The 14,186-nt window shown below is 63.2% G+C and carries 9 protein-coding genes; 8 read left to right on the top strand and 1 reads right to left on the bottom strand.

Features of this window, described 5'->3' with window-relative positions:
• The first annotated feature begins 168 nt into the window (after positions 1-168).
• From NOV72_RS19640 to asnB, 3 genes are all read left to right on the top strand, one after another.
• The gene (locus NOV72_RS19640; protein WP_106856254.1) at positions 169-1,509 is read left to right on the top strand and encodes a glucosamine inositolphosphorylceramide transferase family protein; all 1,341 of its coding nucleotides are present in this window, start codon (positions 169-171) and stop codon (positions 1,507-1,509) included.
• Positions 1,510-1,711: 202 nt separating this feature from the next.
• A complete protein-coding gene (locus tag NOV72_RS19635) occupies positions 1,712-2,845 on the top strand; it encodes a glycosyltransferase family 4 protein (protein ID WP_106856253.1) in 1,134 nt (377 codons plus the stop codon).
• Between the two features lie 46 nt (positions 2,846-2,891).
• Positions 2,892-4,913, top strand: a complete 2,022-nt coding sequence (gene asnB / locus NOV72_RS19630) for an asparagine synthase (glutamine-hydrolyzing) (RefSeq protein ID WP_106856252.1) — start codon at positions 2,892-2,894, stop codon at positions 4,911-4,913.
• A 187-nt stretch (positions 4,914-5,100) separates the two neighbouring features.
• On the opposite strand, the gene NOV72_RS19625 is transcribed toward asnB, so the two are convergent.
• Entirely contained in the window at positions 5,101-6,228 is a 1,128-nt protein-coding gene (locus NOV72_RS19625) for an MraY family glycosyltransferase (RefSeq protein WP_106856251.1), read from the bottom strand.
• A gap of 782 nt (positions 6,229-7,010) precedes the next feature.
• Here NOV72_RS19625 and NOV72_RS19620 point away from each other — a divergent pair.
• The 5 genes from NOV72_RS19620 (at position 7,011) to NOV72_RS19600 (ending at position 14,179) form a co-directional block, all read left to right on the top strand.
• Positions 7,011-9,251: a polysaccharide biosynthesis tyrosine autokinase gene (locus tag NOV72_RS19620; RefSeq protein WP_106856250.1), complete on the top strand. Its 2,241-nt coding sequence runs from the start codon at positions 7,011-7,013 to the stop codon at positions 9,249-9,251.
• A gap of 94 nt (positions 9,252-9,345) precedes the next feature.
• On the top strand, positions 9,346-10,623 hold the full coding sequence (gene tviB / locus NOV72_RS19615) for a Vi polysaccharide biosynthesis UDP-N-acetylglucosamine C-6 dehydrogenase TviB (RefSeq protein WP_106856249.1): 1,278 nt from the start codon (positions 9,346-9,348) through the stop codon (positions 10,621-10,623).
• 115 nt (positions 10,624-10,738) lie between these two features.
• Entirely contained in the window at positions 10,739-11,950 is a 1,212-nt protein-coding gene (locus NOV72_RS19610; RefSeq protein ID WP_106856248.1) for a glycosyltransferase family 4 protein, read from the top strand.
• On the top strand, positions 11,943-13,016 hold the full coding sequence (locus tag NOV72_RS19605) for an SDR family oxidoreductase (protein ID WP_106856247.1): 1,074 nt from the start codon (positions 11,943-11,945) through the stop codon (positions 13,014-13,016). Before NOV72_RS19610 ends, NOV72_RS19605 begins: the two co-directional genes overlap by 8 nt.
• On the top strand, positions 13,013-14,179 hold the full coding sequence (locus NOV72_RS19600) for a glycosyltransferase family 4 protein (protein WP_106856246.1): 1,167 nt from the start codon (positions 13,013-13,015) through the stop codon (positions 14,177-14,179). Before NOV72_RS19605 ends, NOV72_RS19600 begins: the two co-directional genes overlap by 4 nt.
• Positions 14,180-14,186 lie beyond the last annotated feature (7 nt).

Raw genomic sequence — 14,186 nt, 5'->3', positions numbered from 1 at the left:
GCACGCGCATTCCCCAGACCCTAGTCTTTCTTCGCCGGCATCAACATGAAATGGACTGTTCATCATTTCAAAAGCGCCGGACCACAACACATATAAAGACAGTTAAGCGCTTAGCTAAAGATTGGAGTGGAATCGACTAGCAAATCGCCGCTGTCTGAGGGAAAAGAAATGGCGCAACCCGCATATCCTTCCGTGCTTGAGTGGTGGACGCGCGTCGAAAAGCGGCTCTACGGTGACTCGGTCGAGGCACCGCACAGCCGCGCTCTTGCCCGCGCACCGATCATGGTCCTGTACGACGGCAGCGAGAACATCGAGGCGCTGTGGAAAGCGCTGCTCCAATGCCGGACTCCTCATATTCAGGTCGTTTGGAAGTCGCCCGATTCGGACGAGATGCGTCTCTTGGCGGAGTCGTACGTCGCGATTCCGGAGAAGCTCTTCTTCCTGAAATCGCTGCAGACGAGTCTGCGGCGCGTCGCCGTGCTCGTCGAACGGGCGCGGCAACGTCTGAACGCGGCCTCTTCGCCGCGTGATCTGCCGCTCGTCAAGGCGAAGGCGCGGCCGGCGCGTCTGTCGGCGTTCACGTCGGCGTGCTTCGCGTTGCGGCATCTCGGCCGCAAGGTGCTGAATCAACCGCTCAAGCTGCTGGTTCAGCGCGGACACTGGGTGCTGGCATATCGTCGCGCGGGCGCGGAGAACGGCGTCGATGGCGACGAAAGCCGCAACTGGGTCACGCTTCCCGGCATGACGTCGCAGTTTCACGCCGATCCGTTCCTCTGGCGCGGCAAGAACGGCGACTATCACCTGTTCTTCGAGAGCCTTCCCTACGACACGAATCGCGGCACGATCAGCCACATCGCGTTCGATCCGGCCACGCAGACGTGGCAGGAGACGCCGCGCGTCGTGCTCGACAAGAGCTATCACCTGTCGTATCCGTTCCTCTTCGAGCATGAAGGCGAGGTCTTCATGATTCCGGAGACCTGCGGCAATCGTACGATCGAAATGTACCGCGCCGCTTCGTTCCCGACCGAGTGGGTGCTGCACAAGGTCATCATGCGCGACGTCGTCGCGGCCGATACGACGCTCTATCACGACGGCAAGACGTGGTGGATGTTCACGAGCATCACGGAAGACGGCGGATCGAACTGGGACGAACTGTCGATTTTCCATTCCGACAGTCCGTTCGGCGAATGGACCGCGCATCCGATGAATCCCGTGGTCTCCGACTGCCGTCTCGCGCGCATGGCCGGCAACTTGTTCAACGACGGACAGAACCGCCTGATTCGCCCCGCGCAGAATTGCGAACGCGAATACGGCGCCGCGCTGACGTTCCGCGAAATCACGGAACTCACGACCACGACCTACGCCGAGCGGACCGTTTCGATCCGCACGCCGCCGCGCGGCCATCAGGGGCTTCACACGTGGAACGCGGTCGGCGGAATCACGGTCATCGATCTGAAGACGCAGCTTCGCAAATGGAATCCGTGGCGCGGCGCGATGAGGCGCGCATGACCTGAGAGACGGCCGCGGGCAAGACGGTCGGCGTGTGGCACGTCGCACAGTGCGTGCCATGCGCGCCGGCTTACATTGGTGACTCGTCTCCGGCGAGGCAGGCCATCGCCATAACAAACACCCGTCAGCACCAGCATCTCCGTCAGCGACGCGCGCCGGTTGCCTGGGGACGGGCCCATCGTAGAAAAACGGCAGCCGGATCATGAAGCTTCTCCATGTCATCGTTGCGCTCAATGCGGACGGCGCTGAACGCATGCTTCAGCGCCTCATCGAGTCGCACATCGAAGATCCACGGTTTCGTCACGTCGTCTGCTCGCTGACGACGACCGGCAAGGTCGGCGAAGAACTCGCCGCGCGCGGCATCGACGTGCATAGCCTCGGCATGCGTTCGCCGCTCGGCTTCCCGCGCGCGTTGTGGCAACTCGTGAAGCTGATTCGCGCGCAACGCCCCGACATCATTCAGACGTGGATGTATCACGCCGACTTTCTCGGCGGACTCGCGGGACGGCTCGCGGCGCACAAGCGCATCGTCTGGGGCGTGCGCACGACCGACGTCAAGTCGGGCGGCTCGCGCGTGACCGTGCTGTTGCGCAAGGTCTGCGCGTGGCTGTCGTACTCCGTGCCGCAGGCCATCGTGTGCGCGGCCGAGGCCTCGCGCCGGGCGCATGTGTCGGTCGGCTATGACGCGAGCCGCATGATGGTCGTGCCGAATGGCTTCGATGTCGCGCGGCTGTCCGCCACGCCCGAGCAACGCGCCGCGATTCGCGAGCAATGCGGATTCGACGGCGACGCGGTCGTCGTCGGCATTCTCGGGCGCTTTCATCCGGTGAAGGATCATCAGAATTTCGTGCGCGCGGCGGGCATGCTGGCCGCGCGTTATCCCGGCGTGCGCTTCATGATGGTCGGCCGCGATCTCGACGCGAACAATCGCGAACTGGCCGGCTGGATCGCGCAGACGGGATTCGCCGCGCGCTTCGTGCTGCTCGGCGAGCGGCGCGACGTGCCCGCGTGCCTGTCGGCGATGGACGTGTTTTGCCTCTCGTCGCGCACGGAAGGCTTCCCGAACGTCGTCGGCGAAGCGATGGCGATGGCGCTGCCATGCGTCGTCACCGACGTCGGCGATGCGGCCATGCTCGTCGCCAACACGGGCGTGGTCGTCGCGAAGGAAAACACGGACGCGCTCGCGGCCGGATTGTCGCGCGTCCTTGACATGACGCCCGACGAGCGCATCCGTCTCGGCCAGTTGGCGAAGGCGCGCATCCACGCCGAATTCACGATGATGCGTGCGCGCGAGCGTTTCGAAGATATCTACCTGCGGCTCGTCGAAGAAAAGTGAGCATCGCATAAGCGTGGCCTCTGGCCATATATGAAGGAGAACGAACATGTGCGGTATCGTCGGCTTTCTGGGTGGTCGCGGCATCGGCCCGGGCGACTCGAAGACAACGGTCCGGAAGATGGCGCTCGCCATCGCCTATCGCGGACCCGACGACGCGGGCGACTGGACCGATGATCTGCGCGGCATCGCGCTCGGTCATCGCCGGCTGGCGATTCAGGATCTGTCGTCGGCGGGGCATCAGCCGATGTCGTCGGGCAGCGGACGTTATGTGATCGTCTTCAATGGCGAGATCTACAATCATCTCGATCTGCGTGAAGAACTCGAAGATACGCAACGCGCGCCCTTGTGGCGGGGAAGTTCGGATACCGAAACATTGATGGCCGGCTTCGATGCCTGGGGCATTCAGGCGACCATCGAGCGCGCGGTCGGCATGTTCGCGTTCGCCGTGTGGGACCGGCAGGAATGTCAGCTCACGCTCGCGCGCGACCGGATCGGCGAAAAGCCCCTTTATTACGGCTGGCAGGGACAGGGCGAAGAAGCCGCGTTCGTGTTCGGTTCCGAGCTCAAGGGGCTGCGCGAGCATCCCGCGTTCGAGAACAATGTCGATCGCGGCGCGCTGACGCTGCAGATCCGGCACGGCTGCGTGCCGGCGCCGTATTCCATTTTCGAAGGCATCTACAAGCTCGAACCGGGCAAGATGCTCACCGTGTCGCTCGAACGGCGCGAGCCGCGCATCTGGGCTTACTGGTCGGGCGTCGAGGCCGCCGTCAATGGCGCGGCGCGCGGTTTCGCGGGCAACGCCGAAGACGCCGTCGACGAACTGGAACACTTGCTCAGCGATGCGATCCGCCAGCAGATGCTCTCCGACGTGCCGCTCGGCGCGTTTCTTTCGGGCGGCGTGGACTCGTCGACGATCGTCGCGTTGATGCAGAAGCAATCGACGCGGCCGGTGAAGACGTTCACGATCGGCTTCAATGAAAGCGACTTCGACGAAGCGAAGCTCGCGAAGGCCGTGTCCGCGCACCTCGGCACCGACCACACGGAGTTGTACGTGACGGCGCGTGAAGCGCTCGACGTCATCCCGCGTCTGCCCGATCTGTACGACGAGCCGTTCGCCGATTCGTCGCAGGTGCCGACGTTCCTCGTATCGCAACTGGCCCGGCAGCACGTGACGGTCTCGCTGTCCGGCGATGCCGGCGACGAGCTCTTCTGCGGCTATCAGCGCTACCGGACCGCACCGGACATGTGGGACAAGATGACGGTGCTGCCGGCGCCGTTGCGCAAGCTGGCGGCGTCGGGCATCGCCGGGATTTCGCCGAAGCGCTGGAACAGCATGGCGGGGCTGATGGAGCCGATCCTGCCGTCGTCGCTACGCGGCGTGAAAGTCGGCGACAAGCTGCACAAGGGCGCGCAACTGCTGTCGTGCCAGTCGCGCGACGAGGTGTATCTGCATCTGATGTCGCAATGGAACGACCCGGCCGCGCTCGTGATCGGCGGCTATCAGCCGCCCACGCTGATGACCGGCAACGCACCGGCCTTCACCGGCCTCGACGACGTGCAGCGCATGATGGCGCTCGACATGATCACCTATCTGCCCGACGACATTCTCACGAAGGTCGATCGCGCCGCGATGGGCGTCTCGCTCGAAACGCGCGTGCCGTTCCTCGATCATCGCGTGGTGGAATTCGCGTGGCGTCTGCCGCAGTCGATGAAGGTGCGCGACGGACAAACGAAATGGGCGCTGCGTCAGGTGCTCTATCGTCATGTGCCGCGCGCGATGATCGAGCGGCCCAAGCAGGGCTTCGGCGTGCCGATCACGCACTGGCTGCGCGGCGAGCTGCGCGACTGGGCGGAAGCGCTGCTCGACGCGTCGCGGCTGCGTCGCGAAGGCTTCTTCGATCCGGCCATGGTGCGCGCGAAATGGCAGCAGCATCTGTCGGGCGAGCAGAACTGGCATCGGCAGTTGTGGAACGTGCTGATGTTCCAGCAGTGGCTCGAGCATCAGCATGCTTCGTCGATCCCGCTCTTTGCGTCGCACGCGGCGGATCTTGCCGGCGTGGCGAGCTGATATCGGCGGTTGCCCGGCGCTGTTCACGCGCCGCTCATGAAGGCCCTGGTCTTGCGGACCAGGGCCTTTTTTCTTGCGTGATCGACGCGCTGTATTCGTCGCGTTTCAATCGGTTCGTAACAGCGCGACCCAAGCAAAAGGCCCCGGTCTGTTGAACCGGGGCCTTTCTCTCTAACTGCGATTTCGATTATTTGTGATGCGTCTGCTCGGGCACGGCGGCGGGAACGACAGTCGGTCTGCTGCCGACCAGCCAGCGCGGCGTCTTGAACCGGACGATCGCGGTGTACAGCCACACATACGCGACGACGAATACGACCGCGGTCACCGCGAGCACCACCGGGTTATGCCAGAAGAGCGAAGCCGGCACGATGCCGATCATGCTCAACACCCACAGATACGGCGACGTGCGCGCGTTTCTGCGCTGACGCTGGCGCGGATCGCTTCCCTTGCGCACGATGCGCTTGAAGATCAGCGTATGCAGGTGGATGCCGTCGGGCGCGCCGACCGGCCGGCCGCGCACGATCCGGCGGCGGTAGATCGAGAACAGCGTTTCGAAGAGCGGATAGATCGCGACGACCATCGCATACCACGCGCTGACGCCCGGGTGCCGGGCGACCAGCAGAACGAGCAGCTCGGCGATCGTGAAGCCGATGAAGTACGCGCCGCCGTCGCCGAGGAAAATCGATGCGGCCGGGTAATTCCAGATCGCGAAGCCGCCAATTGCGCCGATCATCGTGAGTGCGGTGCTCATTACGAGCAGGTCGCCGACTTCATGCGCGACATAACCGATCGAACCGAAAATCAGAATCGACACGACTGCGGCGAGTCCGTTGAAACCATCGATGATATTGACCGCGTTGGTGAGGCCCGCGACCGCGAGCACGGTCAAGCCGATCGCAATGGGCGCGACGGAGAGAATCGGATCGACGAGCGGCAGATCCACGCGGCCGACCACGCCGTGGAGCAGGAAGGCGCCCAGAAGCGCCGCCAGCATCGCGCTCAGAAGACGCGCGCGGACGCTCACGCGCTTCGTCAAATCCTCGATCACGCCACTGCCGAACGCCGGCGCCGCGCAGAGCAGCAGCAGCAGGGATTCGTCGCGCGGATTGCCGCCGAAAACCGCGGCGATGGGAAAGGTCACGCAGGCCGCGACCATCAACGCGATGCCGCCGATTCTCGGCACCGGATGAGAATGGTTCTTCTGAACCCCATTTAAATCATGATCCAGGGAGAGCGCCCCGAAGCGTCCCGCGAATCGAACTATAAGTAGCGTCATGCAGAAAGAACTGATGAAGCCAAGCGCAAGGTTTAACATTTTTCTCACTCACGAAGAGGGCGCATCTCTTTTCGAATATCAAAACCCGAAAACGTATGGTAGGTACAACCCCTGCCATTGTCCACGCATTTATGGCGCTTTAATGTGTGAAACCGAGCCTACCGGGATTATATTGGGACTTCCCCCGATTATTCATACAAACCCGATTTTAAAAACCCGTAAAAACTCGATTTTCATATAAAGGACTTTAAATCCGGTTTAAGAGAATCGTGCGTCGTCGGTGCGCAAGCCCACCTTCGCATGCATTTTCTTGCGGGGTCGGTACGTTCGGCTTTGGAGGGAGGAGCGTCGGCCGTCTCTAGGCCTAGCATAGGCGGGAAGGGGCTGTTCCGGTAGGCGAAAAAATGTCCGAAAAGCCAATGCCGGCTAAACCAGCTTTCTTCATAAAATTCGCCGTCCGATTAAAAGCGATTATATGTGCGGTGCCGCGCATACACCAGAGCGGGTTGTGATAATTTCCGATTTGTTCAAATGGCCCGCATACTCAATAAATTCTTAAAAGTGCGATAAAGAACACACGGCCGCTTTGAAAGGTTCGATAAACAACAAAAATCGTCTGTGGGAATTTCTCTTTTTTTGAGTCGTGTGTTTCAATACGACTGCAATGCCGGGGCGGGATTTTAACGGCTCCGAATGCCGGCCTGAATTCAAGAATAAGGAAATGGTGTTTGCGCCCTTTCGGGTGCGCTGCAGGTGTTTCGATCCGCATCCGGTGCGCATGCCGCGCGCCGGTCCCATAAGAGCCTGTAACGAGACGTTCTATGAAAGTTAAAAATCAGGCGTCAGCCGTCACGGCCGAGACCGACAAAGAGATCGAGCTCACGTCGATTCTCGAAACGCTGGGCCGTCACTGGAAGATGATCGCGGCGACCGTGGCGGTCGTCTTCAGCATCGGGGTGGTGTACGCGTACTTCTCCGCACCGATTTACCAGGCCGGCATGCTCGTCCGGGTCGACGACTCGAGCAGCGCACCGCCCACCGACTCACGCGACATGGTGCGGACCGCCGCCTCGATGTTCGACCAGCGCGCGACGGCCGAAGGCGAAATCCAGGTCATCGGCTCGAAGTTCGTGCTCGGTCCTGTCGTCGATGCGCTCAAGCTCTATATCCAGGCAGCGCCGCATCGCTTCCCGCTGATCGGCGGAATGATCGCGCGCACCACCGACGAAACGTCGACGCCGGGTCTCTTCGGCCGTGGCGGCTACGCCTGGGGCGCCGAATCGATCGACGTGTCCGCGTTCGACGTGCCGAAGAAGTACGAAGGCCAGGAATACACGCTGCGCTTTCTCGGCAACGGCCAGTATCAGGTGCGCGGCCCCGGCATCGAAACGGGCGTCGGCGGCCAGACCGGCACCGTGCAGCGCTTCGACACGGAAGCGGGTCCGATCTCGCTGCTCGTCGGCTTCATTCATGGCGAGAAGGGCGTCGAGTTCGATCTGACGCGTAACTCGCGCGTGTCCGCCATCGACCGCCTGCAGAACTCGCTGACGATCGCCGAGCAGGGCAACAAGTCGGGCGTGATCAGCACGACGCTGGAAGGCAAGAACCCGGTGCTCGTCGCGGCGACCATCAACGAACTCTCGCAGATGTATATCCGGCAGAACGCCGACCGTCGCGGGATCAACGCCGAGAAGTCGCTCGAATATCTCGAGCAGCAACTTCCCGACGCGAAACGTCAGATGGAAACGGCCGAGGACAACTACAACGCGTATCGGAACAGCCGCACGCTGTTCAATCCGGACGAAGAAGGCCGCATCGTCATGCAGCAGGCTTCGCAGGCCGACGCGCAGTTGCTCGACCTGAAGCGCCGCCGTTCGGACCTGGCCGTTCACTTCTCGCCGTCGCATCCGAGCGTGGTGGTGATCGACCAGCAGATCGCGGCGACCGAGAAATACATCAGCGACCTCGCGGCGCGCGTCAAGGCGATGCCGGCGGCCGAGCAGGGCGCGCTGCGTCTGCAACGCGACGTGCGTGTCAGCACCGATGTCTATTCGGCATTGCGCAACAACATCGAAACGATGCGCCTCATCAAGGCCGGCCGCGTGCCGACCGTGGAACTGCTCGACCGCGCGGAAGTGCCCGAGCGTCCCGTCAAGCCGGTCAAGGCGCTGGTGCTCGTGATCGCGGCAGGTATCGGACTTTTTATCGGCATCGTGATGGCTTTCGCTCGCGACTTCCTGTTCAAGGGCGTGCTCGATCCGAAGGAACTGGAATCGAAGACGGGTCTTTCGGTATTCGCGACCATTCCGGACAGCGACCGCCAGAAGGAACTCGCGAAGCGCATCGCCGAGAAGAAGCCGGAACAGCTCGCGCTCGCCTCGCGTTATCCGACGGACCCGGCCGTGGAAGGCCTGCGCATGATGCGCTCGTCCCTGCAGTACGCGTTGATGGATGCGCCGAACAACGTCGTGATGCTGGCGGGCCCGCTGCCGGGCATCGGCAAGTCGTTCGTGTCGGCGAATCTGGCGACGCTGCTCGCCGCCGGCGGCAAGCGCGTGCTGCTCGTCGATTGCGACCTGCGCCGCGGCCACCTGAACCAGTACTTCGGTCTGCCGCGCGGCAAGGGTCTCGTGGATGTCGTGAACGGCTCCGCCACGCTCGAAGAAACCGTGCATCGCTCGGTGCTGAACAACCTCGACTTCGTCCAGTGCGGCTTCTATCCGCCGGACCCGGCAGAGCTGCTGCTGTCGGACGCGTTCACGGAGTCGGTGAGCCGCGCGTCTGAAGAATACGACATCGTGCTGCTCGACGCGCCGGCGATCCTGGCGGTGTCGGACACGGCGATCATGGCGCCCGTCGCGGGTTCGATCTTCCTGGTGGCGCGTTATGGGGATACGCGCTCCGGCGAAATCTCGGAGTCCGTGAAGCGGCTCGAACAGTCGGGCGCCAGCGTGACCGGCGTCCTGCTCAACGGCTTCAAGGTGCACTACGGCAACTACGCCCAGGCGCGCCAGTACGGTGGCTACGCCTACGCCGCCTACAAGGCCGACAAGGAAGTCTAGAGGCTGACTCATCCGGCATTCGCTCCTGCTGGACCCTGAATCGAAAAGCAGTACTAAATAAACGTCCTGAGTTGCATAACGAGGAGAAGTGAATATGTTCTCGCCGCAAGAGTTGAAACTCGGCATCGTCGGTCTTGGCTATGTCGGCCTGCCGCTCGCCGTCGAATTTGGCAAGCGCCATCCCGTCGTGGGCTTCGATATCAACCGTGCGCGCATCAACGCGCTGCGCGAAGGGCGCGATGTCACGCTCGAAGTCGACGATGCCGAGCTTGCCTCCGCGACCCTCATGCAGTACAGCGCCGAAGTCGAAGACCTGCGCAGTTGCACGGTGTTCATCGCCACCGTGCCGACGCCGATCGATCACTACAAGCGTCCGGACCTCTCGCCGCTGATCGGCGCGTCGACGACCATCGGCAGCGTGCTGAAGAAGGGCGATGTCGTCATCTATGAATCGACGGTTTATCCCGGCGCGACCGAGGAAGAGTGCGTGCCGGTGCTCGAAAAGATGTCGGGCCTGAAATTCAACGAAGATTTCTTCGTCGGCTATAGCCCGGAGCGGATCAATCCGGGCGACAAGTCGCACCGTCTGCCGGACATCAAGAAGGTCACGTCCGGCTCGACGCCCGAAGTGGCCGATTTCGTCGACGAGCTGTATCGCGGGATCATCGCCGCGGGCACGCACAAGGCGAGCAGCATCCGCGTCGCCGAAGCGGCCAAGGTGATCGAGAACACGCAGCGCGACGTGAATATCGCGCTCATCAACGAACTTTCGATCATCTTCAACAAGATGAATATCGACACCGAGTCCGTGCTGCTCGCGGCCGGCACGAAGTGGAACTTCATCCCGTTCCGTCCGGGTCTCGTCGGCGGCCATTGCATCGGCGTGGATCCGTATTACCTGACGCACAAGGCGCAGGCGATCGGCTATCACCCGGAGATCATTCTCGCCGGGCGCCGCCTGAACGACAGCATGGGCAATTACGTCGTCTCGCAACTCGTGAAGACGATGACCAAGCGCGACATCGCCATCTCGGGTGCGCGCGTGCTCATCATGGGCCTCACGTTCAAGGAGAACTGCCCGGACCTGCGCAATACGCGCGTGGTCGACATCATCGCCGATCTCAAGGAATACGGCGTCCAGGTGGACGTGTATGACCCGTGGGTGTCGAAGGAAGAGGCGCATCACGAGTACGGCATCGATCCGATCGATCAGCCGGCCAAGGGCGTCTACGACGCGATCGTGCTCGCCGTGGCGCACCGCCAGTTCGCCGATGAAGGCGCGGACGGCATTCACGCCTACGGCAAGGCGCGGCACGTGCTGTGCGACCTCAAATACGTTCTGCCGCCCGAGGCGAGCGACATGCGTCTCTGAGGTTCGGTGGCATCGGGATGAGCCGATGCAGGCCGTCGCACAACATCGCCGCGGTTCGGCTCCCGAGATTCGGGAGTTGCCCGCGGCGATGTCAACCGGACGTTCGGAGTTCGCAATGAAGATGCCCAAGGTAGTTCTGTACGCCAACACCGATTGGTATCTATATAACTTTCGTCTTTCGTTCGCTCGCAAACTGCGCGACGCGGGTTTCGAGGTCATTCTGCTGTCACCGGACGGCGAATACGGCCCGAAGCTGCGCGATCTCGGTTTTCGCTGGCATGCGGTGCCGATGAACCGCCGCAGCCTGAATCCGCTTCGCGAACTGGCGCTCGTGTTGTGGCTCGCGCGTTTCTTCCAGCGCGAAAAGCCGCAGCTCGTGCACGGCTTCACGATCAAGAGCGCGGTCTACGGCTCGTTCGCGAGCAAGCTCGCAGGCGTGCCCGCGCGCGTGAACGCGGTGGCGGGCATGGGCTACGTCTTCACGAGCCGCGACCTGAAGGCGCGTATCCTGAAGCCGGTCGTGCGCCAGGTGATGCGCACGGCGCTGAACGGCCGCGACAGCATTCTCGTCCTGCAGAATCCGGACGACATCAAGCTGTTCGAAGCCGCGCGTATCGTCGAATCGAAGGGGATTCGCCTCATCAAGGGCTCGGGCGTCGATCTGACGCGCTTCAAGGTGCGCGAAGAGTCGGCCGAAGATGCGGTCAAGCCGCTGCGCATCCTGCTGGCGGCGCGGCTCGTATGGGACAAGGGCATCGAGGAATATGTCGAGGCGGCGCGCATGCTGCGGCGCGAGAATCGCACCGTGCGCTTCCTCCTCGCGGGCTCGCCCGACGACGGCAATCCGGCGTCGGTGAGCACGGCGATGGTGCAGGGCTGGGTGAAAGAGGGACTCGTCGAATGGCTCGGTCATGTGAGCGACATGCCGAAGCTCTTCGCCGAAGTGGACGTGATGGTGCTGCCGAGCTATCGCGAAGGCCTGCCGAAAGCGTTGATCGAAGCCGCGGGCTGCGCGCTGCCGCTCATCACGACGGACGCGCCGGGCTGCCGCGAAGTGGTCAGCGAGTCGGGCGTGGATGGCTTGCAGGTGCCGGTGCGCGACGCCCGCGCGCTCGCCGACGCGATCCGCCAGCTCGACGACGACCGCGCGCTCGCGAGAAAGCTGGGCCTCGCCGCGCGTGAAAAGGCGCTGAAGAATTTCGACGAACGCATCGTCATCGAGAAGACGCTGGCCGTGTATCGCGAGCTGGTGCCCTCGATCGCGATCGAAGGCGAGCGCCGCGAACACGCCGCGCCCGTCGGCAATCTTGGAGACTTTCATGTCTGATCGTTACGAATCGATCCGCCAGCAACTGACGCGCAATCCGCGCAAGTGGCTGATCACGGGCGTCGCCGGGTTTATCGGCTCGAATCTGCTCGAAGCGCTCTTGAAGCTCGATCAGGAAGTCGTCGGGCTCGACAACTTCGCGACGGGCCATCAGCGCAATCTCGACGAAGTGCGCTCGCTCGTGACGCCCGCGCAATGGAACCGCTTCAGTTTCATCGAAGGCGATATCCGCAATCTCGACGATTGCCGCGCCGCCATGAAGGGCGCCGCGCACGTGCTGCACGAAGCGGCGCTCGGCTCGGTGCCGCGTTCCGTGAACGATCCGATCACGACGCACGAAGTCAACATCAGCGGCTTTCTGAACATGCTCGTCGCCGCACGCGACGCGAAGGTGGAGAGCTTCACCTACGCGGCGTCGAGTTCGACCTATGGCGATCATCCGGGCCTGCCGAAAGTCGAGGATCGCATCGGCCAGCCGCTTTCGCCGTACGCGGTGACGAAGTACGCGAACGAGCTGTACGCATCGGTGTTCGCGCGCACGTACGGCCTGAACGCGATCGGCCTGCGTTATTTCAACGTGTTCGGCAAGCGTCAGGATCCGGACGGCGCGTATGCGGCCGTGATTCCGAAGTGGACGGCCGCGCTCATCGACGACGAGCAGGTGACCATCAACGGCGACGGCGAGACGAGCCGCGACTTCTGCTTCATCGACAACGTCGTGCAGATGAACATCCTCGCGGCGATGTCCGACGCGCAGGCGCGCAACCAGGTCTACAACGTCGCGGTCGGCGACCGCACGACGCTCAATCAGCTTTACGACGGCCTGAAGCGCGTGCTCGCCGAGAACGGCGTGCTGAACGACGGCAGCCCGGTCTACGCGCCGTTCCGCGCCGGCGACGTGCGCCATTCGCAGGCCAACGTCGACAAGGCCGCGCAACTGCTCGGCTACGCGCACGCCATTGCGCTCGCGGACGGTCTCGCGATCGCGATGCCCTGGTATATCCGCTTCCTTTCCGGGCGGCGGCTCGTGCCGGCCGAAGCCGACATGGCGACGAGGACCGCATGAAAATCGTCGTTTTCATCTACTCGATGCACGGCGGCGGCGCGGAGCGCGTCACCGCCAATCTCGCGAACGAGTGGGCGGCGCTCGGCTGGGAAGTGACCGTCGTCACGCTGACGGCAGGTGAGGGCGACGTCTATCCGTTTCATCCGCGCGTGAAGCGCATCGAGCTGGGGCTCGCGGGCGGCGTCGAAGGCGGCGGCATGCTGCGCACGGCGCTGTCCAACCTGAAGCGCGTGCTCGCTTTCCGCAAGGTGCTGCGCGAGACGAAGCCGACGGTCGCGCTCGGCGTCATGGCGACGGCCAACGTGCTCGCGGTTCTCGCGGGCATCGGCCTGCCGTACAAGATCATCGCGAGCGAGCACACGCATCCGCCGCGCGCGCCGCTCACGCCGTTCTGGGAGCGTCTGCGGCTTCTGACGTATCGCTTCGCGGACAAGGTCGTCGCGCTCACCGACGAAACCCGCGAATGGATCGAAACGCATTGCCGCTGCACCGACGTCAAGGTGATTCCGCCGCCGTTCACGCTGCCGATCGCGCGAACGAATCCGATGATCGAGCCGCGCAGCGTCGTCGGTGACGAGCGCCGCGTGTTGCTCGCGGTCGGACGGCTGTCGCCGGAAAAGGGCTTCGACAGTCTCATCGACGCGTTCCGGAAGATCGCCGGCGCGTTGCCGCAATGGGATCTCGTGATCGTCGGCGAAGGCCAGGCGCGCGGGAGTCTCGAACGGCGCGTCGAAGAGTCGAAGCTGCACGGCCGCGTGTTTCTGCCGGGCCGCGCGGGCAACGTGGCGGACTGGTACGAACGCGCCGATCTCTACGTGCTGAGTTCGCACTTCGAAGGCTTTTCGATGACGCTCGTCGAAGCCATGGCAAGCGGCTGCGCGGCGGTGAGCTACGACTGCGATTCCGGGCCGCGCGTGATCGTCACGCATGGCACGAACGGCCTGCTCGTGAATCCTGTCGGCGATGCGAACGCGCTCGCGAAGTCGCTCGAATCGCTGATGCGGGACGACGCCGAGCGGCATCGCATGGCGCTGTGCGCGACTTCCGTCAACGACACCTTCGCATTGCCGAAAACGATCGCGCTGTGGCAGGAAGTGTTCGAAGAGTCCGGCGTGAAGGTTCCGTTGCGGCCGAACCTGCGCGTTCCCGTTGCCGAGCGATGAGGAGCCG

Source organism: Caballeronia novacaledonica (genome assembly GCF_900258035.1).
In the GTDB taxonomy this organism is placed as follows: Bacteria; Pseudomonadota; Gammaproteobacteria; order Burkholderiales; family Burkholderiaceae; genus Caballeronia; species Caballeronia novacaledonica.
The sequence above is the reverse complement of the archived record's forward strand: the minus strand, read 5'-3'. Positions and strand labels throughout refer to the sequence as shown.